Source organism: Roseimicrobium gellanilyticum, assembly GCF_003315205.1.
Taxonomy (GTDB): Bacteria; Verrucomicrobiota; Verrucomicrobiia; order Verrucomicrobiales; family Verrucomicrobiaceae; genus Roseimicrobium; species Roseimicrobium gellanilyticum.
In genome coordinates this window covers 317,774-339,342 of record NZ_QNRR01000001.1, presented here as the reverse complement: position 1 = coordinate 339,342, position 21,569 = coordinate 317,774, and the positions used below count along the sequence as shown (strand labels likewise).

The following is a 21,569-nucleotide window of genomic DNA, read 5'->3' as shown; positions in this document are numbered from 1 at the left end:
CTGCCCTCCTCGTTTCGGGGATGGCATCCCTCTCGCTTCTTCACGCCGCGGATCCCCTGCCCGGCCATTCGGCCCATGGCGAGACCTTCAATGAAGGTCCGCGCCAGGCTGCCGTTTTGATCGAGGGCTGCGGCAAGGTGAGTTTCCCAGCCACGACGAAAAGCACCACGGCTCAGCAATTCATTGATCAGGGTGTGGGCCAGATTCACGGCTTCTGGTACTACGAGGCCGAGCGCTCCTTCCGTCAGGCCCTCACACTCGATCCGGATTGTGCCATTGCCTACTGGGGTTGTGCGATGGCGAACGTGAACAATGAAAAGCGCGCGGCGGGTTTCATTGCGGAGGCCGCGAAGCGCAAGGACAAGGCCTCGAAGCGCGAGCAGGCCTGGATCACCGCGCTACAGACCTTCTATGCGGACCTGAAGAAGGACAAGAAGGTGCGCTATACGACCTTCATCAAGGATCTGGAGGACATCATCCACGACAACCCTGAAGACATTGAGGCGAAGGCCTTTCTCGCCTGGGCCATCTGGAAGGCAAAGGACGCAGGTGTCACCATGGTGAGCCGCGAGTCCGTGGACGCCATCGTGCAGCAGGTGTTTGCGAAAGCGCCCATGCACCCGGCGCATCACTACATCATCCATCTATGGGATGACACGAAGCCCTCACGAGCGCTCGCTTCCGCCGCGCTGTGCGGCCAGACCTCACCCGGCATCGCCCACATGTGGCACATGCCCGGCCACACCTTCAGCAAGACGAGCCGCAATGAAGATGCCGCCTGGCAGCAGGAAGCCGCGAATCGCGTGGATCACGCGTACATGATCCGTACGCGCGTGCTTCCCGATCAAATCCACAACTACGCGCACAACGCTGAGTGGCTCATCCGCACCTACAACCAGCTCGGCCAGGCAGACAAGGCCGTGGGCCTCGCGAAGAACATGGTGGAACTCCCCCGCCATCCCGAGTGGAACACCTTCGAGAAGAATCGCAGCAGCAGTTTCTATGGGCGCAACCGCCTGCTGGACACACTGCTCGAGTTTGAAAAATGGGATGAACTGACGGCCTTGGATGGCACGGCGTATCTGGATGTCGCGCAGAATCCCAGCTTCGAGGCCACTCGTCTTCGCGCACTGGGCATTGCAGCCTTCTTCAAAGGGGACAAGGCAGGCGTGCAGAAACGCCTCGCGGAAGTGCAGAAGCTGAAACTGAAGACGGAGGAAAAGACAAAGCCCGCACCGAAGACGCCAAACGCCCCGGAGAAGAAGAAGGAGGATCCAACCACCCTGGCTTCATTGGACACCAGCAAAGACAAGCCCAAGGCTGGGGATACGAAGGCTGAAGAGAGCAAGAAGGATGCACCGGTATCACCGGCACCCGCAAAACCCGAAGACAAGGCGAAGCCTGACAAATCGCCCGCACCTGAGACTGCGAAGAAAGATGAGGCCAGCCCCAAAGACAAAACCAAGGACACTGCTGCCAAGTCCGAGGACGACAAGAGGAAGGACGACAAGAACAAGCCCAACGCGACGGTGACCAATGCCATCGCCGAGTTGCAGGCGCTTGTCGCCATGCTCGACAACAAGCCTGCGGAAGAAGTCACCAAACTGCTCGACCAGGCCAAGGACACGCCGAAGGAACGCCTCGTCCGCTACCAGTTGAAGATTGGTAACAAGGACAAGGCCGTCACTCTCGCCAACCAACTCCCAAATGACGCTCCTGGTCTTGCGATTCGCATCGATGCCTTAATGCAATGCGGCAAGACGGACGACGCCAAGAAGCAGTTCGCGACAGCGCGCAAGACCGCTTCGCTGCTCGATGCCTCGCTGCCCATGAGCAAGCGGCTGGATGAGCTCGCTGTGGAATTCGGCGCGGACAAGAACTGGCGTCAGCCCACCGCTCCGCGCAAGGACAGCGGCGTGCATCCTTCCCTGGACTCCCTGGGACCACTGCACTGGCATCCGATGACATCACCAGATTTCCTGCTTTCAGATGCGGCTGGAAAGCAAGTCTCGCTCAAGGACTACGCTGGAAAGCCTGTGGTGGTGATCTTCTACCTTGGCAGCACCTGTGAACACTGCATGCAGCAGCTCAAAGCCTTCACCACGGCCGCAAAAGATTATGCGGCAGAAGGCATCGAGATTGTGGCCATTGGCAGCGAGCCTCCCGCGGAACTCAGCAGCACTGCAGCTACTTGTGATGTGAAGTCAGGTGCACCGTTCACGCTGCTTTCGGATGCTGACCTGAAATCCTTCAAGGCCTGGCGTTGTTACGATGACTTCGAGAAGGCACCCTTGCACGGCACCTTCCTCATCGACGCCAAGGGTCAGACCCGCTGGCTGGATGTAAGCTACACGCCGTTCCAGGATGCGAAGTTCCTGCTGGGTGAAGCGAAGCGGTTGCTGAAGTTTGAGTGAGGAAGAGCTTCCAGTGTAACTTCGAAATCGTTCGAGACGGAAACGCCGACTGATTCGACTGAAGTCGAAGCACTTTGTGATGAGCTACTCGCGGAATTTTTGGACGATGGGCATGCGACGTCCCATGCCGAAGGCCTTGCTTGTGACCTTCAGGCCGGGTGCGGCCTGATGGCGTTTCCACTCATTCAGCTCCACGCGGCGAAGGACCCAGCGCACGACTTCCTCGTTGTAGCCGGCGGTCACGATCTCGCCGACGCTCTTCCCCTGCTCCACAAAGAGCTCCAGGATGCCATCCAGAATGTCGTACTCCGGCAGGGTGTCCTGGTCCTTCTGGTCGGGGCGCAGCTCGGCGCTCGGTGGCTTCTCGATGGTGGGCCACGGAATGATCTCGCGCTCGCGATTAATCCAGCGTGAGACTTCGTACACACGCGTCTTTGGAAGATCGCTGATGACGGAGAGGCCGCCGCACATGTCGCCATAGATGGTGCAGTAGCCCACAGCCATCTCGCTCTTGTTCCCGGTGGTCAGCAGCAGGTGACCAAACTTGTTCGAGAGGGACATGAGCACGAGGCCGCGGATGCGGCTCTGCATATTCTCTTCCGTAACGTCTTCCGGCTTGCCCGCGAAGATGTCGCGCATCTGGCCCTTCACGCTTTCAAACACTGGCTGGATGGCCACGGTGTCGTAGCGAATGCCCAGATGCTTTGCGAGGTCTCGCGCATCGTCCTTGCTGCCCTGTGAGGAGAACTCGGTCGGCAGCGAGATGCCCAGCACGTTCTCGGATCCCAAGGCATCCGCGGCAATCACCGCCACCAAAGCGGAATCGATGCCGCCGCTCAGACCCAGCACGCACGACTTGAAGCCACACTTGCGCACGTAGTCACGGGTGCCCAACACCAGCGCGCGGTAAAGCTCTTCGGCATCGCAGGTCTCGACAGCCTGAGTGGCAGCAGTTGATTTGCCCAGCTCCACGACCTGCAGATCCGTCTCGAATGCCTTCAATCTTGCGAGCACATCACCGTTGGCTCCAATCACCAGAGAGTTGCCATCGAACACCAGTTGGTCATTCCCGCCCACGGCGTTGCAGTACACGATGGGAACTTTCAGCTCCTGTGCGAGCGCACCGAGCATGCGCTCACGGATCCGAGGCTTGCCCAAGGCATAGGGGGAGGCGCTGATGTTCACCAGCAAATCAATCCCCTGCTCGCCCAGCATTTCCGGTGGAGACACATCATAGAGCGGGCGTGGCAGGTACTCGTCCGTCCAGATGTCTTCACAGATGGTGATGCCCAGTCTTTGGCCATCCACCGTCACGGGCGCGATGATGCGCGCAGGCTCGAAGTAACGATCTTCATCGAAGACGTCATACGTTGGCAGCAGGGACTTGTGAACGATGTGCGCCACCTTCCCGTGTTGCAGCACGGCGGCTGCGTTGTGGAAATGCTTTCCGGCATCCTTGTTGATGTCGACGAAGCCCACGATTATGGGCACCTCGCCCACTTCTGCCGCGATGGTATGCAGAGTCTCGATATTCCCCGGCACAAAGCGCGAACGATGCACGAGGTCGCGGGGCGGATAGCCGGTGATGACAAGCTCCGGCGTGAGCACAAGCTTCGCGCCTGCGGCCACCGACTTGCGATAGGCATCAAGCACCTGAGCCTGATTGCCGGCGAAGTCGCCGACGATGGTATTGAGCTGAGCGAGCGCAATCTTCATGGCATCTGACTACAGGCCCAAGGGCTCCTCTTCCCCGATGATTTGCACCTCGGTCTCGAGGATAATGCCACGTTCGGTGAGGGCGGACTGCTTGATGTCATTGATGAGATCCAATACGTCTCGCGCACTCGCTCCGCCGTCATTGAGGATGAAGTTCCCATGTTCCTCGGAGACAAAGGCGGCGCCACGGCCGGTCTTTTTCAGGCCGAGTTCATCCACCAGCTTGCCTGCCGGGATGGGTCCGGGATTCTTGAAGATGCAACCCGCGCTCGCGCCAATGGGCTGACTCTCGCGGCGCTTCGTGTGGGAGGCTTCCATCTTCGCATCAATCTCCGCCGCATCCGCCGGACGACCTTCCAGCACGGCGCTCACGGCGTAGTGCTGATCCAGCTCCGGCACGCTGCGGTAGTGGTGGGTGATCTCATCCTTCGTCTTCTCGCGAATCTCACCGCCACCATCCAGGAAACGCACGCTTACCACCTGGTCAAAGGTCTGCGAACCCATGGCTCCCGCATTCATGCGTAGCGAACCACCGAGATTCCCAGGGATGCCTTCCATCCATTCAAAGCCACCGATGCCGGCAGCCTTGGCGGCACTGGCAATCTTCTTCAGGCGCGCTCCCGCACCGGCGATGATGCGATTTCCTTCCACCTTCACCTCGTCAAACTCACCCTTGGACGGATGAATCACGGCGCCACGGATGCCGCCATCGCGCACCAGCAGATTCGACCCGCGGCCAATGACGCGAATGGGGACGGAGGAAGCACGCAGGAACCTCACCACTTCGACGAACCCGTTGATCGTGCTGGGCTGAATCCAGAACTGCGCCGGGCCACCGATGCGGATGGTGGTGTGATTGGAGAGCGGCTCATACAGCTTCACCGCACCGCTGCCATCGCGGTTGAGAATTTCGGTGATTTGTTCCGCCACCTTGAGATCCTTCGCAAGGCAGCCGCCCACCTCATGCACGTTCCCTGCGCCGAGGGTGATGAGCAGGTCCCCCGGTTGCAGTTTGCTGGCGATGAGGTCACGCGCCTGCAGGAGTTTTGGTGTGGAGTAGCACTCCACTTCCGACTGCAACTTCACTTCTTCAATGATGGTCTCGCCGCTGACGCCAGGCAGCGGCTTCTCACTCGCGGCATACACATCCGTCACGCAGAGGATGTCCACATCGCCAAAGGCCTGGCCAAACTCCTTCTTGAGCAGTTGCGTGCGGGAATAGCGGTGCGGCTGGAAGAGGCAGATGAGACGCTTTGGCTTGAGCGCCTTTGCCGTGGCGAGTGTCGCTTTGATCTCGGTGGGATGGTGCCCGTAGTCGTCGATGATCTGGTAGTTCGCGCCGGCGTACTTCGACTCGAAGCGACGTCGTGCACCGCGGAAGGACTCCAGAGCCTGCTTGATGCGGTCGAAGGGAACTCCCGCACGCGTGGCCATCGCCAGCGCGGCGAGGGAGTTCAGCACGTTGTGTTTCCCGGGAATGCCCAGCACCACGGTGCCGAGTTTGTTCTGCCCTTCGTACACGTCGTACTCGGTCTGCGTCGGGCGCAGTTCGATGATTTCCGCGGAGAAGTCGCAGGTGCGGCTCCATCCGTAGCTCACGCCATTCTTGCGACCATGGCAGAGTTCCGTGGCCACGGGGTCTTCCGCGCAATACACGCTGAATCCGCTGGTCTTTTCGAGGAGCTGACGGAACACCACCTTGATGGCATCCAAGTCCTCATAAAAGTCGAGGTGCTCCGCCTCGATGTTCAAGATGATGGCATGGCGCGGCTGGAAGTTCACCAGGGTGCCGTCGCTTTCATCGCCTTCCGCCACGAAGAGTTCGCCTTCATCATCCCAGTGAGCGTTTGAGCCAAGGATGGGGATCTCCGCACCGACATAGTGCGAAGGACGCATACCACCGACGCGCAGCACGTGCGCCGTCATGGAAGAGGTCGTCGTCTTGCCATGCGTACCAGCCACCACCACCCCAGCCTTGCGCGCCATGATGGCGGCCAGAGCTTCCGCACGACGCACCAGGGGGATGCCCTGCTTGTAGGCGGCTTCGTAGGCGGGGTTGCCCGGCTTCACCGCACTGGAGTAGATGACCATGTCCGCGCCATCCACCTCTCGATCATGCTGGGGGCAGTGGAAGGTCAGGCCAGCCTTCTGCAGGCGGGTCGTCTCGACCGTGCTCACCCGGTCTGAGCCACTCACGGAGTGCCCCAGTTCCAGCAGCAGAGAGGCGAGGCCGCTCATGCCACTGCCGGCCACTCCGATGAGATGCACCCGCATCTTGGTGCGGCCTTCCTTCAACAAGCTGAGAACTGCGTGGGTCATGAGAGGGGGGGGAGCGGAAACTGGGCTGGGAAAAACGTCGTCAGCGTCTTAGCGCGAACCCGGCGTGGAGTCGAGTGGGAAGGAGCGGGTCGTGGAGGTGGTGACCGAGTTCAGGGCGTTCTGGGTGCCTTGGAATCGGCGAAAAAGGGATGTTTGGCAGAACGAACTATCGTTTTCGGAGCGGTTCGTTGGTTTTGAGGGGGAAGGGACGGGTGGCGGGGAGTGCTGGAGTGCTGGAGTGCTGGAGTGCTGGAGTGCTGGAGTGCTGGAGTGCTGGAGTGCTGGAATGCTGGAATGCTGGGGTGGTTCGATGGGGGCGTGAGATATGGGAGGGACAGGCATGGGGGTGTCATGGAGCGAAGGAGAGGTTTGCGCATAATTTGCACTTATGAAATAGTTGAATTATTTGTGATGTTGAGCCCAAGGTGGGGTGGTTGTGCTGACTGACAAAGAGGGGAAGAGCCATCACTCCGGGTTTTCCAACCGCCGCGCTACACGCTCGCCACGTGCCACTTCGTCGCGAAGCAGCGTGCAGCAGGGCCGCGCGAAATCCAAGGCCTTCGGCACCGCTTCCGAATCTTTACCCTAAAGCTCATGCGCTTGAAGGGAGGGGCGCCAAGCGAGTTGGTGTGGTGTCACGGAAGTTTATTGAATCATCATGCTCTCCCTACCCCATCACGGGACCCGTTCACACGTGCGCAAACCGGGCGAGCTGTTACGCCGAAGGGGTTCCACAAACCAACGCCAGGCCGGACGATGCGACTTGCCGATGGACCCGTCTTTGTGGAACACCTTCGGCGTTCATGAATGCTCATGCTGTCCCGGGGTGGCGCCCGCTTCGCGGGCTGACCCCGGGCTGTGCATGTGCAACGCCTTCGGCGTAGGAACAGCCAACAAAGCAGCCACATGCAACGCCGCCTTTTTCGTAAACAAACTTGCGTGACACCACACTAGTTCTCTATCCTGTTCCTACGGTGAAGGAAGGAATAGAGGAGGTATCCCATGACGAAGCACCACGCCAGGGTAGCCAAACTTGGGAAAGGGCCAATCGTGCCCCCAATCATGGTTTCAAAGAATGTCTCTCTCCTCATCAAGCCTCTGGGGGTCACACGCAGGCCGAAATATTCCAGGAGAACGATCGGGAAATAAAACAGGTTGTGCAGGAAGAATATGACCTTCCCAAAACTTACGCCTTCAGCCTTGTTGAAGGCAGTCATCATGCCACCGAATCCGAGAGCCCACAATCCACTGGTGACGCAGTGGAGGATAATACCATTGATGACAGTCCACTTCTTCATGTGCGGAACGGAATGATTGAAGGTGAGAGATGTTTCATCTCCTGGCGGAACCCCAGCGATTGGCATCCAGCATTTATTCCGCCGGGGATGCTTTGTCACCAAGGGGCTCATCGCCCAACCTCAGAGCTTGAATGCTCTCAAGAAGACTGGCAAGCGTTGCTTCATCCGATCCAAATTTGCTGCGTAGTCCTGCCAGGTCCAATCCGCCACCCAAATTGTTGCTCTCACCATAGATCCAATTCAATGCATCTTGGGGAGTCGGAGATTTCTCTTCCAGCCCGAATCTCATGATCACGTCATTGCACCCTCGGAGGTAGGCATAGACTTCCTCGATCGTGCCATTTGGAAGGCACAGCTTGGGCCGCCGACAAACCGACTCCGCAATACTCGCCGTCTTGATGTCCTTCTCGTTGTAGTCTCTTTTCATATCAAATAACAGAAGTCGCGTGGGTCACGGCAGATAGCGTGGAGGGGGGGCAGGCGGCTCCGGTTCAGGGTCTTCAAAACCCCAATATCCGCGAATGAAACTGCCAAGTGTAGTCGTGCGAACCACACACCCCCATAGAGTCTGAATGGAATCACTCCGCTGGAGGATGGATTGAGGAATGTCATCCATCTGGAGATCATCGCTGACTCGCGTGAGGCACTTGAAGGCGTAAGCCGCCAGGTAAGGATCCGTGTCCGACAATTTGGAGAACAGGAAGTCGGCGGCGTATGGATGCAGTTCGGTAAACTCCACGCAGAGCAAGTGTTCATGGCTCGGCTCCATCTTCGGTCCGACCTGCCCGCTGTTTACGCAGCCAGAGTTTCGCCACGCTTCCGCAAAGCGTTCCCAATCGTATTCGATACCGCTCATGGTGTAGGGGTGTGGGTGTTCGAGGCGCAAGATCTCCGTCAACGGCCGACGGCTGTGGAGGGGGATTATCACATCCCGCGTGCATGCGGCTAAAAGTCAATCGTCCAAAGTTGCCGCACATATTCCGCTTGTTTTCCATCCCATGACCAAAGTCCAGCGTCTTCGCCCCCGGAGAGGTCGCCTGAAGATTCTCCAGAGCGAACAAGCCACGGCACAGTGCCGGGAGCAGTTTTCATGTCGTACGAAAAATTCCAATACTTGTCCGGCGCAGGGTCTTTGACTTCCCACCAATAGTTGATGAACCACCTGATGACTAATTCAGGGTTTTTATAGATTTCATCCCAGGCTGATAGCTCGTCGGGAGTCAGCACTACCGCGCGATTGTCCTCGCCCGGCCACAAAGATTTTGCGACGGACATACCCACCAACGGAATGGAGCAAATCAAGACTCTCTTCCTTCCGCTGTGTGAACTCGGCGAAGCCTTGCGGATCAGAGATTCATAGATTGGGAGTTTGGCCCGATCACGAGGATCCAGCCTCTCAGGGTCGGGGCACGGATTTTTCTTGCGGCAATCAGCCGCAAAGTCACGAAGCCTGGGCGACCACTCGAGGTAGTAGTCCATCGACTCTTCGATCCTGCCAACGTATCCGCGAACAAAATCACCACCGTGGCGGCGGAATGAATCCGCATAGAACTTCGGATCGAACGCTGGATCGTAGTCCAGCGCTCGAAGTCTAGTCGCGATGTCCGGTGGCAGGCTCACGCCAAGATGGCGAATCTCCTCGGGTACCGGCCCCGGGATGGTCGCGGTCCAGAGCTGATGAAGATAGTGGCTGAGCGTGGTGACGCCGTCTTCAAAGCGAAGGACAGGCTTCAACTTGCGGGTACGGTCCCCTTGGAGAGAGGTGCCGTACAGAATGCGAAGTTCCGTAGGGGGATGAAACTCGACGGTGACACGTGGCTCGCCGCCGCGAAACCCGTGATGATCGAGCGTTGAGAAGATGATCTCATGCATCGACTGGCCAACGCGGAAGTAACGGTTCAACCCGGCGTCGATCCCGGCACGAAGGAATCGACGAACGAGTGGCTTCCACGGCAGCCAGGCCTCGTTGTCCGGATATTCTTCGATCCCGGCAGCGACGATCTCCCATGAAGCGATGTTGTTGCTCTGGTGTTCAGGGGTCATGGGATGCGGTGTGGAAGTGACTGGTACACGCGAAAGTGTATACAGGCTCCGGGCGTGATAACCGGACTCGGTGCAGCGCCCTGTCAGGCTGCGGTGCGTTGCCAATCAAGATATGCTCGAATGAGCGCCAGTGTATATGATGCGTTCATTGTGATATTAGCGTAATCGCCAGGCTGGTATGAGTTCGTGCGGGAAAACTCCACGCAATGGCGATCAAGGGATTTGCGTCCGTGTGGTCGCGGCTTGTCCGTCTGAGGCAGATGCTCAAGGCCATCTCCCAGCACCCGGACAGTGAATGGGCACTTCCTGTGCAGGGTCACAAGATGGAAGTCGCCCCGTGAACAAACGAACTCGATCAGATCTTCAGATGAGACGTGTATCATGTAGCGCGATGGCTGTTGGCCTAACATACTGATTGTCTACAATGGCGCAGAAAAAATCAATCCTGCTCTGAACTGCATTCTTGCGATGAGGGGGCGTCACCATGCATAATCCGCCGCACGCTCCTCCACCCTTTCAGGGTGGGCACCTTTTTTTCTCCACCCAGGGTGTCGGTCGCTGAGGCTCCCTAACCACTGGGCTGGGTTCCTGCAGTCCTTCAGACTGCAACTTCGAGTGCGCAGCCAACCTCGGAGCCGGTTGGGATCAAGGGTGCGAGTGTGGGTATGGCATGTGTGCACGGTGGCGCAACGCCGGCCGGAGGCCCGCGCTCCCAGGGCTCAGCGGTGATGGCGGCGCCAAGGATCAGCGGAAGTCGCCTTGGCGGAGGGTGCCGGTCGTGACGCCGAGTTGGGATTGGGCTTTCAGGGCCTGGTGCAGGCTCACGCCGGAGGTGCGGCCGGAGAGGAGTCCCTGGTAGGTGGAGATGATGTGGGCGGTCTCGCGACCGGTTTCCTCCAGCAGTTCCACGCGGTAGTGGCGCAGGCCCACGTTCATGAGGTCCTGGAAGAAGAGGGCGCCGGTCTGGGCGACGGCGTTGAAGAGGGTGTTGCGGCAGCCGACGTCGGCCTTGAGCGGGTGCTCCATGCCGACGCGGTCGCGCAGCTTCACGTTGTGCTTCTCACACGGGCGGCCGCAGTCGAGGAAGGATTTCCCATTCGACATGAAGGAGGCGAACACGCAGTGCTCCATGTGAAACATGGGCATGTGCTGGTGCAGGGTGATCTCAAACCACTCCGGCGGTGCTCCTTTCAAAAGGTCCAGCACCTGCTCGATATTCAGATCATAGCTGATGGTGCACTGTTCCAGGCCGGACTCGATGAGGAACTCGGCGGTGAGAGGATTGGCCACGTTCAGGGAGAAGTCGCCGGTCATGCGCAGGCCGGCGTTCGCGAAGAACTCGATGGCACCGAGGTTGCGGATGAGCACGCCATCCGGTTCGGCGCGGGCGATGAGCTTGAAGAAACCGTCTTCGCGCGCCTTTTGGATACGGGGTGTGGCGAGGAAGATGAGACCATCGCGACCGCTTTCGCGCACAAGACGCACGGCATCGCTGTAGAGACGGATGTCTTCGAAGTCGACGTACATGCGCTGCACATTGGCATCGAGAGCAGCTTCGATTTGTTCCATGTTCCGGCAGAGAACATGCAGCACCGGAGATGCAATGGGCGCGCGAGGCTTCGGCACGGCAGCGAGCATTTCTGCGGCGGTCGTGGCGGACTTCACTTCGATGGAAGTTGCGGCGTTGATGCCTTGCTCAAGCTTCTCCACCAAGTCGCGGCGCAGGCGATTCAGCTCGCTGACAGGAAGGATGGCATTGTCCGGGAGGGATACATCGAGGTGCCGCAACTCGTAGGGCGTGCCACCGAGACGCTCAAGCTGGGACTGCAAGCCCTCGCGCGTCAGCGGGCGATTGCGTGCCACATCGAGAGGCATCGCGGATTCAACACGAGCGGTGACCTGTTGTGCGGCATCCAACGCTTCCAGCACCAAGGGTGCGCCGATCATGCCACTCACGCGGAGGTGGAGCTCCAATCGTTTGCGAATAGCGATGTCACCTTTGAAACTGGCCTGCAGTTCCTTCTCCAGGGCCATGTCGCTCGTCTTGAAGACGCGGGTGCCGGGCTTCACGATGCGAAAGTCGATCTTGCCACGCTGGAACTCGATCCAGTTCTCATGCACACCGTAGAGGTAGCCACCTTGTTCGCGGTTGGTGTCGGAGGGATTCTCAAACACCACGCCATCGCCGGGTTTCAGGGGGGTGGCGAAGTCGGTGAGCTCCACAGCATCGCGATCCACATAGAGGACTTCACCGACGAAGGGGCCACGCTTTTTCGCGTACTTCGCGCCGACCAGTTCCTGGTGGTTCACGCCATGCATCCAGCCGGAGAAGAGTCCGCGGCTGAAGGTCATCTCCAGCGCGTACTTGTCCTTTGCAGAAAAGGCTTCTCCATGGGGCAGGCCTGCCATCTCGGCGAAGGCGGCATCCATGGCCTTGCGATAGACCTGCGTCACGGCGGCGACGTATTCGGGGGTCTTGAGGCGGCCTTCGATCTTGAAGCTGCGCACACCGAGTTTGATGAGCTCGGGGATCTCATTCACTGCGGCGAGATCTTGCGGAGAGAGCAGGTAGCGCTTGTCACCGAGATCGCGCAGTTCGCCATCGACCACCAACTCGTACGGCATGCGGCAGGCCTGGGCGCACTCGCCACGATTGGCACTGCGACGTCCCAGTGATTCGCTGGTAAGGCACTGGCCGGAGTAGGCCACGCACAGGGCGCCGTGGACGAAAACTTCCAGCGGCAGGGCATTCTCATCCGGCTTCGGGAAGGCGGCGAGTTCACGCAGGCTCAGCTCACGCGAGAGCACGGCGAGATCCAGACCCAGCTTCCTTGCGAAGCGCAGGCCCTCGGGCGAGGTGATGGTCATCTGCGTGCTGGCGTGCAGGTGCAGCTTCGGCGTGCAGGCCTTCACGATGCGGGAGAGGCCGAGGTCCTGGATGATGACCGCGTCCACGCCGGCGCTTTCCAGGAGCTTGAGCTGCTTCTCCGCGTCTTCGATCTCGCCGGTGAAGATGAGCGTGTTGAACGCGCAGTAGCCCCGCACGCCATGCTTGTGGAGGAAGGTCATCAGCTCGGGCAGGTCCTCCTCCGTGAAGTTGTCTGCGCGCAGGCGCGCATTGAAGCGCGGCATGCCGAAGTAGATGGCATCGGCCCCATTGGCCACAGCGGCGCGGGCACACTCCCAGTTGCCAGCGGGAGAGAGCAGTTCGGGCTTGTAGTTCAGATGGGGGGCAGGTTCGGACACGGGGGTGGACAACATAACTCAACGTCCGGCGGGTACCAGAGGTTGTTTGCCATTCTTGCGCGCGAGCCATTCGGTCATGAGCGTGCGGAATGCATGGGCGGCAGGGTTGTTCTGGTCGGCGTTCCACACCATCACGAGTTCCACCGGCTGGACGGGTTGGAGAGGCTTGAAAATGAGATCACTGCTGTTGTTGAAAGCGCTGATGCTCTCCGGCACCACCCCCACCCCTGCGCCCGCCTCCACATAAGTGAGCACCGTGCCCACGATGCTGGGAGTGTGCGCCAGTCTCGGGGCGAAGCCCGCCTTGTGGCAGCCGAGCATGACGGCATCGTAGAGGCCCACACCCTCGCGCCGGGCGAGGGTGATGAGGGGCAGCCCCTGCAACATCTTCCACGTCACCCTGGCCAGCCTGGCCAGTTCATGGGAGCGCGGCACCACGGCGCACATGGCCTCACGTCGCAGGCGGAGGGTTTGCAAACCGATGCGCTCCCCGGCCGCGACGGGACGGGTCAGGCCGATATCGAGACGGTCCTTGGACACCATCTCCCACACGCGCTCGGGGGTGCGCTCCTCCAGGACGACGGTGACGCGCGGATGGCGGCTGCGATATTCCTTGAGCAATTCCGTGAGGAAGGGCTGCGTGGGCGGTCCGATGTAGCCGAGACGCAGCTCGCCCTCCTGGCCCTTCACGGTGCGGTGGACCTTGCGCACGGCTTCATCGCAGAGGCCGAGGATGATGCCGGTTTCATTCAGCAATACGGAGCCGGCGGGGGTGAGTTTCACGCTGCGCTTGTTCCGCGTGAGGAGGTCGGCGCCGAGTTCCTGCTCCAGTTCCCGCACGGCACGGCTGAGGGCGGGCTGGGCGATGCGAAGCTTCTGCGCGGCCTTGGAGAAGCTGAGCTCTTCCGCCACGGCTTGGAAGTATCGGAGAAGGCGGAGTTCCATGGGGAGGATGAGGGTAGGCGAGTTAGATCATCACGGCATCACTGCGATTGCAAGATTGGATTTCCGCTATTAGACCGCCCGGTTACGTTTTTGACTCTCACTCATGTCCCTGAGAAGCACGCTGCTCATTTTCGGCCTCATCTGGATCGCTGCGATCACGGTGCTGCATGGCACGCTGAATCTCGAGTGGGGCAAGCCCGAGGCGAAGAAGGAGAAGTTTGCCGTGGGGTTCATCCCGGTGACCTGCCACCTGACTTGTCCGGTCACGGATTTCATCAATCAGAACATGGAGGGCGAGAGTTTTTTCAAGCCGATGCGGTTCTCTGGCTTTCCAGAGTTGAAGGAGATGTTCCTGTCCCATCCGGACAAGATGCCGGCGACGTTCATTCTTGCGCCGCTGGCGATGTCCCTGAGGGAACAAGGCGTGCCGATCAAGATGGTGTACCTAGGGCATCGTGACGGCACGGCGATGATGGTGCACAAGGACTCGAACATCTTCAAGATTGAGGACCTCAAGGGCAAGACCATTGCGGTGCCGAGCCGCTTCTCCAATCAACGGCTGCTTATCTTCAAGGCACTGAAGGATCGTGGCATGTCCATCAGCGATGTGAAACTCGTGGAAATGCCGCCACCGGACATGCCCGCGGCGCTGAGTGTGCGTGCGGTGGATGCAGTGACGTCGGGAGAGCCCTTCATGGCACAGACGGAGATGGATGGCTATGGGCGCATCCTTTACCTCACCAAGGATGTGTGGCCGAACTTCATCTCCTGCGTGCTCGCGGTGCATGAGGATGCCATCAAGAACCGCCGTGAAGAAGTGCAGGCGCTGGTGGATGGCATCGCGAAGAGCGGCAAGTGGCTGGATAGCAGCATGGACAACCGCATGGAGGCTGGCGAGGTGGTGGCGAAGAAGTACTACAACCAGAATCCCGAGCTGCTGAAGTTTGTGCTGAGCAAGCCACCGGATCGTGTGAAGTACACCAACCTCAACCTGGTGCGGAAGGATCTGGAAGAGATTGAGGCTCTCGGAAAGGAAGGTGGTGTGCTCAAGGGCACAGTGCGTTTTGAAGACTACGCGGATCCTTCGTTTGTGACGGATGACACACAGGTGAAACCCTGGGACTACAAGGGCAAGGGGGTGCAGCGATGAAGGCGAAGGACTCGATACTGGCCCGCTTCGGTCTGCCGCTGCTGGTGGCAGCGGTGCTGCTGGGCGTGTGGCATTTCTCGGTGGTGATTTCGGGCACGACCATCTTCCCCACGCCGTGGGAGGTGGTGAAAGGCATCGGAGAACTGGCAAGCCATGGGCTTCTGGTGAAATACATCGTGGCCTCGCTGTTCCGAGTGACTTGGGGATTCGTGCTGGCCATCCTCGTGGGGGTACCGCTGGGATTGGCACTGGGATGGTTTGATCGGGCGTTCATGGCCATCAATCCGATCATCCAGGTGCTGCGGCCCATCTCGCCGATTGCGTGGATCCCGGTGGCCATCCTGTGGTTCGGCACGCATGACGCGGCGCCAGTGTTTCTGATCTTCCTCGCGAGTCTGTTTCCCATCGTGGTGGCGTCGACGGCGGCGGTGCGCAACATGCAACTGGTCTATCTCCGCGCGGCGCAGAACTTTGGCTTGAGTGGCATACAGCTTTTCCGCCGTGTTATTTTGCCTGCCACGCTGCCACAGATCATCACGGGACTGCGCATTGCACTGGGCATCGCGTGGCTCGTGGTGGTGGCTGCGGAGATGATTGCCACGCAGGGCGGTGGGCTCGGCTATCTGATTATCGATGCGCGAAATGCGGGCAAGCGGTATGACCTCGTGGTGGCGGGCATGGTGATGATTGGATTGATTGGGCTTGGGCTGGATCTGCTGATGCGGCGGCTGGAGAAGTTCGATGAAGTACGCTGGGGGGTGGGCCAACGATGAATGCGGCGATGGACAAGATGGGAGGCGCGCACAGCGGCCGCAGCAACGCGAACGCAGCCTCCGCTGCTGCATCGCCAGTGATCACCGTGGAGGATCTGTGGCTGACCTTTCCCGGACGCAGAGCTGAGGAACCGATCCATGTGCTGGAGAACGTGCAATTCAGCGTCCGGCCCGGTGAGTTCGTCTGCATCGTGGGACCGAGTGGCTGTGGAAAGACCACGCTGCTGAATGTCCTCGGAGGTTTCGTGAAGCAGACTCGCGGCACTGCCGTGGTGGAGGGCGAAGCCGTTCAGGGACCGCATCCGTCACGCATCTTTGTATTCCAGGAGAACGGCGTCTTTCCCTGGCTCACCGTGGAGGACAACATCGGCTTCGGACTGCTGAACCGGCCCAAGGCGCATCGCGAGAAGCAGGTGCGTCACTACACCGAGATGGTGGGGCTCAGCGGCTTTGAGAAAGCGTACCCACGCGAACTCTCTGGCGGCATGCGCCAGCGTGTGGAGATCGCCCGGGCTCTCGCAGCAGAAGCGCACGTGCTCTATATGGATGAACCCTTCGGCGCGCTGGATTTCCTTACGCGACTGAAGATGCGGGCTGACCTCGTGCGCATCTGGCAGCAGGAGGGCAGGACCATCCTTTTTGTCACGCATGACATTGAGGAAGCGGTACAGCTCGCGGACCGCGTGCTCGTGATGAGCAAGCGACCCGCCACGATCAAAGAAGAGGTGATTGTGGATTTGCCACGTCCACGAAACCTCGATGACGCGCGTTACCTGTCCGTCCGCGACCGCATCTTTTCCATCATGGGCATGGATGCCCAGGGTGGAACCACCGGGAAGTCCCACTGAATGCTCATTTCCGAATACGCACCCACCACCACCCACCCAGTGCCAACAGACACGCCCCTTATGAAGAACAACCCAAACGACTATGATACGATCATCATCGGCGGTGGTCCCGCCGGTTCCTGCGCTGCCGCGATTCTCGGAGAGTACGGCCACAAGGTGGTCATCCTCGAGCGTGAGAAGTTTCCCCGCTATCACATCGGTGAATCGCTGATCCCATTCACTTTCCAGCCTCTGGAGCGCATCGGGATGATTCCGAAGATGCGGAAGTCGCACTTCGTGAAGAAGTACAGCGTCACCTTCGTGCAGCCGGACGGGAAACGCTCACAGCCCTTCTACTTCTTCAATCGCTATGATCGCGAGACCATCGCCCAGACCTGGCAGGTGCTACGCTCCGAGTTTGACCAGATGCTTCTGGACAACGCCCGCGAGAAGGGCGCCGAAGTGCGCGAGGAAACAACCGTGAAGAAGCTCCTCATGGATGGCGATACGGTGGTGGGTGTGGAAGCCACGGACAAGAGCGGCAAGACCTACGAACTGCGCGCGCCCATCACGATCGACTGCACCGGCAAGGAGGCTTTCACCTCCAACAAGCGCGGCTGGCGCATGAACGATCCCTACCTGAACAAGATTGCTGTGTGGACCTACTACAAGGGCTCGAAGCGCGGCGAAGGCATCGACGAAGGCGATACCACCGTGGCATATGTGCCTGACAAGGGCTGGTTCTGGCACATCCCGCAACACGACCAGATGACCAGTGTGGGCATCGTGGCGGAGGGCAAGTACCTCACGCGTGACGGCGTCAAGGATCCGAAGGAAATCTTCAACCGCGAGATCGAAGAGAACCAGTGGATCAAGCGCTACCTATCTGAGGGCGAGTCCACGGGGCAGTACTTCGTGACCAGCGAATACTCCCGCCACTCCAAGTACTGCGCGGCACCCGGCCTCGTACTTGCCGGTGATGCATTCGCGTTCCTCGATCCGGTCTTCAGCAGCGGGGTCATGCTTGCCCTCAAGAGTGGTCATCTCGTCGGTGAAGCCATTCACGAGGGCCTCGTCGCGGGCGACCTTTCACCCAATCGCTTCGAAGAGTATGGCAAGGCCATCCGCTTCGGCGTGGAGAACATGCGCAAGCTGGTCTACGCCTTCTACGATCCGAAGTTCTCCTTCCGCGAGGTCATCAAGAAGTACCCCGAAGCCGCAGGCGAAATCACGGACTGTCTCTCTGGCGACGTGAACAAGGACTTCACCGGGCTGTGGGACAAGATTCGTGAGTTTGTCCCATTGCCGGATGACCTGCCCTACGGCGAGCCTCTGGAAGCGGAAGAGCCCGCCGCGGCCTGAAGGCTGCACATCCAAGTGCGCCATCCATGCACAGGACCTTCTTCGGAAGTGTGCACGGTGGCGCACTGTTGTTACAGCCCGGCAACTACAAGCATATCGACAATAAAGTTTTCCAAGGAAGTCCGAGCGCCATGAATCTGAGGCGCGATTCAAGTTGTTCACAAATGCCCGGGCACGAAAAATGCAAGCGAGGTCCGGTGTTGTGAAGCGTATGGTTGAGGTTATGATCTACAGCATGAAACAACGCTGCCTTTGGATTGCCGCCCTTCTGGCGCTGGCCGCCCTGCCGTTGCAGGCCCAGTTCGGAGCCGACACGCAGGACGACAAGTTTGATGCCTCTGCCCTCCAGCAGCTTGCGGAACGTGGCAATGCCGATGCGCAGTTCGAATTGGGCGTCCGCTATCTGGGCGGCGAAGGTCTGACCAAGGATGAAAAGAAGGCCTCCGAATGGCTGCAGAAATCCGCGGACCAGCACAATCTAGCCGCGATGAACGCCCTTGGCACTTTGCACGAGGAAGGTGTCGGCCTTGCCAAGGACGAGAAGAAGGCTTTTGAATGGTATGAAAAGGCTGCCAAATACGGTTTCCCATTGGCGCAGCAGAATCTTGCAGAGTGCTATGAGTCCGGGAAAGGGGTGGAAAAGAACCCGGCCGAGGCCATGAAGTGGCTGGAGCGCGCCGCGCACCAGGAGTTCGCCCCCTCCCAAGCCCTTTATGCCTGGAAGCTGGAGAAAGGGAGCGGCGTGGACAAGAACACGCCCGAGGCCGCGAAGTGGTACCTGAAGGCCGCGCAGAATGGGCTCATCCGCGCGATGACCCACCTCGCTTACATGTATTACACGGGCACCGGAGTACCTCTGGACTACCGCCGTGCGGAGGCCTGGTATCGCCGCGCCGCCCGGTCGGAGGACCCGTGGGCTCGCAATGACCTCGCATGGTTCCTTTCCGTGTGCCCGGACGAGACCTTCCATGATGGGCCCACCGCAGTGGAGTTCGCCCGCAGCGCGGTCGATAAGATGCAGAAGCAGGACTATCAGGTTGTGGACACCCTTGCAGCCGCCCTGGCCCGGGACGGCAAGTTTGGCGAGGCGGTGCAGCTCCAGACCAAGGCGCTGGTGATGTTCAGCGAGGACAAGGAGAAAGAGTACACGGACGAAGACCGCTCGAAGCTGGAGAAGGAACTGGGTGAGCGCCTCACCAAGTACAAGGAACAGCGCGCCTGGACGGAAAAGCATCCCAAGCCCGAGACAGGCGCAAAACCTCTCGTGGAAGACCGCATCCTGCAGGAGGAAATCATCCCGCGCCGCAAGCCGAAGACCACGCCCAAGCGCGAAGGCGATGACGAAGGTGGCTCACGGAAGCCGGTGGTGTAGCCCGGCGGAAGTCTGAGATTTGGCGAACCTGAGGGACAATATGGCCAGCAGGTTCGCCTTTTTGTTTTGCCTGTTGCTCCCGGTTGCCGGCTGCACTTGGAACGCAGCTGATCGCGACGCCACCCTGGCTCATTTCAAAGCGCATCGGGGCGAATACCAAGCACTGCTCGAAAGCGTGGGCAAAGACCCAGCTGGCGACCTCAGCAGGTATCAGGCGGTGCTGAAATCGATCGAGGTGCAACCCACCACACCGCCGATTGTGGAAGTCACGCCGATCGACTTTTACTACGTGCTGGTCCATGCGGGAGATGAAGCCTCGCTCGCCGTCAGTGACGCCATGCGCGACGAAGGACGTGTTTTGAAGGATCTGGGCGATGGCTGGTACCTGGTGCAAAGGGGATTCATGTAGCCCCGCGTTGCCCAACCCTCTCCCACGCACATTTGTGAGCACTCAATTTGCGTTGCGAATGAAGTCCTCCCGCACGCAACCTAAAAAACCACCTGACAAATGGCAAAGACTCGCTTAGGTGGAACATGGGCGCGATTCCTTTGTCTTTGTCGTTCGACGACGTTCTTCTCCTCCCGGGGAGAAGTGCTGTGCTGCCGGGTGAGGTTCTTCTGGGTACCAATCTGACCCCCACCCTGCCGCTGAATATTCCGGTGCTGTCGTCCGCCATGGACACGGTCACGGAGAGTGAGCTGGCCATTGCGCTGGCACGTGAGGGGGGCATGGGCGTAATCCATCGGGCCTGTCCCATCGACTACCAGGCGGAGCAGGTGGCGCGTGTGAAGCGCTCGGAGAATACCGTCATCCACAACCCGCTGCGGGTGAAGCCCGACAACACGCTGGGCGATGTCGCCCGCCTCATGCGCGAGAAGGGTGTGAGCGGTTTCCCGGTAGTGGATGAGAAGGGTGCCCTCGTCGGCATGGTGACCAGCCGCGACATGTGGTATCTCGAAGACGAGAACACCCCCGTCCGTGAGATCATGACGCCTCGCGAAAAGCTCGCGATTGGCAAGCCGGACACCACCTGGGAGGAAGCGCTGAAGATTCTCTGGATCAACCGCATCGAGAAGCTCCCGCTCGTAGACGCCGCCGGTCATCTGGCCGGACTCATCACGAAGCAGGACATCGAGAAGCGCCAGATGTACACGAATGCCGCCAAGGACGACCAGGGTCGTCTTCGAGTGGGCGCCGCTGTGGGCGTGGGTGAAGACTGTGTGGATCGCGGTCTGGCCATGCAGGCTGCTGGTGCGGATGCCGTGTTCATTGACGCGGCCACGGGTCATACCGCGCGAGTCATCAAGGTCATCGAACAGCTCCGCGCAGCGTTGGGCGACCGCACGCCGATTGTCGCGGGCAACGTGGTCACCAAGGAAGGTGCACGCGATCTCTGCGATGCTGGCGCCTCCGCCATCAAAGTGGGTGTGGGTCCCGGTTCCATCTGCACCACTCGCGTCATTTCGGGCGTGGGTATGCCGCAGTTCACCGCCGTGCAGGAAACTGCCGAGGTCTGCCGCAGCCGTGGCGTGGCCGTCATCTCCGATGGTGGCGTGCGCTACTCGGGCGACGTGGTGAAGGCCATGGCCGCAGGCGCGGATTGCGTGATGATTGGCTCGCTTCTCGCCGGCACCGCGGAGAGCCCCGGCGCCACCGTGCGTCTCCAGGGCCGCACCTTCAAGGAGTACCGCGGCATGGGTTCCCTCAAGGCCATGCGCAAGGGCGCCGGCGACCGCTACGGCCAGAACTCCAGCGGCAAGCTGGTACCGGAAGGCGTGGAAGCCCGCGTGCCCTACAAGGGTCCGCTGGCCGATGTGGTCTTCCAACTCATGGGCGGTCTCCGCAGCGGCATGGGCTACGTGGGAGCCAACACCCTCGAAGAGCTCCGCCAGAAGGCGAACTTCGTCCAAATCACAGCCGGCGGTCTGAAGGAAAGCCATCCGCATGACATCGTGATCACGGAGGAGCCGGTGAACTATGAGGTAGGGTGAGTTGGGGTGAGATATTGATTTTTTAAGCGCTGGTCTCGGTTGTGGGGCCAGCGCTTTTTGTTTCATAGAACACCTCGGTAATCTGCCGCACCTCGAAACCAAAACCCACTCG

The 21,569-nt window shown here is 59.8% G+C and carries 16 protein-coding genes; 8 read left to right on the top strand and 8 right to left on the bottom strand.

The window, feature by feature from the left end; genetic code table 11:
• Nucleotides 1-20: 20 nt before the first annotated feature.
• A complete protein-coding gene (locus DES53_RS01360; RefSeq protein ID WP_170156772.1) occupies nucleotides 21-2,414 on the top strand; it encodes a peroxiredoxin family protein in 2,394 nt (797 codons plus the stop codon).
• A gap of 84 nt (nucleotides 2,415-2,498) precedes the next feature.
• Here DES53_RS01360 and DES53_RS01355 read toward each other — a convergent pair whose 3' ends face one another.
• From DES53_RS01355 to DES53_RS01315, 8 genes are all read right to left on the bottom strand, one after another.
• Nucleotides 2,499-4,130 (bottom strand): NAD+ synthase, encoded by a 1,632-nt coding sequence (locus DES53_RS01355; RefSeq protein ID WP_113956412.1) that lies wholly within the window; start codon nucleotides 4,128-4,130, stop codon nucleotides 2,499-2,501.
• A gap of 9 nt (nucleotides 4,131-4,139) precedes the next feature.
• On the bottom strand, nucleotides 4,140-6,449 hold the full coding sequence (gene murC / locus DES53_RS01350; protein ID WP_113956411.1) for a UDP-N-acetylmuramate--L-alanine ligase: 2,310 nt from the start codon (nucleotides 6,447-6,449) through the stop codon (nucleotides 4,140-4,142).
• Between the two features lie 950 nt (nucleotides 6,450-7,399).
• Nucleotides 7,400-7,747: a hypothetical protein gene (locus DES53_RS01340; protein ID WP_113956409.1), complete on the bottom strand. Its 348-nt coding sequence runs from the start codon at nucleotides 7,745-7,747 to the stop codon at nucleotides 7,400-7,402.
• Nucleotides 7,748-7,820: 73 nt separating this feature from the next.
• Entirely contained in the window at nucleotides 7,821-8,174 is a 354-nt protein-coding gene (locus DES53_RS01335; protein WP_113956408.1) for a hypothetical protein, read from the bottom strand.
• 24 nt (nucleotides 8,175-8,198) lie between these two features.
• A complete protein-coding gene (locus DES53_RS01330; protein ID WP_147263135.1) occupies nucleotides 8,199-8,603 on the bottom strand; it encodes a hypothetical protein in 405 nt (134 codons plus the stop codon).
• 89 nt (nucleotides 8,604-8,692) lie between these two features.
• Nucleotides 8,693-9,790 carry a hypothetical protein gene (locus tag DES53_RS01325; RefSeq protein ID WP_113956406.1) on the bottom strand — a complete coding sequence of 366 codons (1,098 nt, stop codon included), beginning with the start codon at nucleotides 9,788-9,790 and terminating at the stop codon, nucleotides 8,693-8,695.
• Between the two features lie 744 nt (nucleotides 9,791-10,534).
• On the bottom strand, nucleotides 10,535-13,036 hold the full coding sequence (locus tag DES53_RS01320; RefSeq protein WP_245958063.1) for a U32 family peptidase: 2,502 nt from the start codon (nucleotides 13,034-13,036) through the stop codon (nucleotides 10,535-10,537).
• Between the two features lie 18 nt (nucleotides 13,037-13,054).
• Nucleotides 13,055-13,981, bottom strand: coding sequence for a LysR family transcriptional regulator (locus DES53_RS01315; protein WP_113956404.1), 927 nt, complete (start codon nucleotides 13,979-13,981; stop codon nucleotides 13,055-13,057).
• Between the two features lie 103 nt (nucleotides 13,982-14,084).
• Between DES53_RS01315 and DES53_RS01310 the strand changes: the two genes are divergently transcribed.
• From DES53_RS01310 to guaB, 7 genes are all read left to right on the top strand, one after another.
• Nucleotides 14,085-15,131: an ABC transporter substrate-binding protein gene (locus tag DES53_RS01310; RefSeq protein ID WP_113956403.1), complete on the top strand. Its 1,047-nt coding sequence runs from the start codon at nucleotides 14,085-14,087 to the stop codon at nucleotides 15,129-15,131.
• Nucleotides 15,128-15,904, top strand: a complete 777-nt coding sequence (locus DES53_RS01305) for an ABC transporter permease (protein ID WP_113956402.1) — start codon at nucleotides 15,128-15,130, stop codon at nucleotides 15,902-15,904. The genes DES53_RS01310 and DES53_RS01305 overlap by 4 nt, the downstream gene beginning before the upstream one ends.
• A complete protein-coding gene (locus DES53_RS01300; RefSeq protein WP_211325406.1) occupies nucleotides 15,901-16,752 on the top strand; it encodes an ABC transporter ATP-binding protein in 852 nt (283 codons plus the stop codon). The genes DES53_RS01305 and DES53_RS01300 overlap by 4 nt, the downstream gene beginning before the upstream one ends.
• Nucleotides 16,753-16,812: 60 nt before the next feature.
• Nucleotides 16,813-18,093, top strand: coding sequence for an NAD(P)/FAD-dependent oxidoreductase (locus tag DES53_RS01295; protein WP_113957149.1), 1,281 nt, complete (start codon nucleotides 16,813-16,815; stop codon nucleotides 18,091-18,093).
• 235 nt (nucleotides 18,094-18,328) lie between these two features.
• Nucleotides 18,329-19,465 (top strand): tetratricopeptide repeat protein, encoded by a 1,137-nt coding sequence (locus DES53_RS01290; protein WP_170156771.1) that lies wholly within the window; start codon nucleotides 18,329-18,331, stop codon nucleotides 19,463-19,465.
• 19 nt (nucleotides 19,466-19,484) lie between these two features.
• Entirely contained in the window at nucleotides 19,485-19,874 is a 390-nt protein-coding gene (locus tag DES53_RS01285) for a hypothetical protein (RefSeq protein ID WP_147263133.1), read from the top strand.
• Between the two features lie 125 nt (nucleotides 19,875-19,999).
• Nucleotides 20,000-21,457 carry an IMP dehydrogenase gene (gene guaB, locus DES53_RS01280; protein WP_113956399.1) on the top strand — a complete coding sequence of 486 codons (1,458 nt, stop codon included), beginning with the start codon at nucleotides 20,000-20,002 and terminating at the stop codon, nucleotides 21,455-21,457.
• Nucleotides 21,458-21,569: the final 112 nt, after the last annotated feature.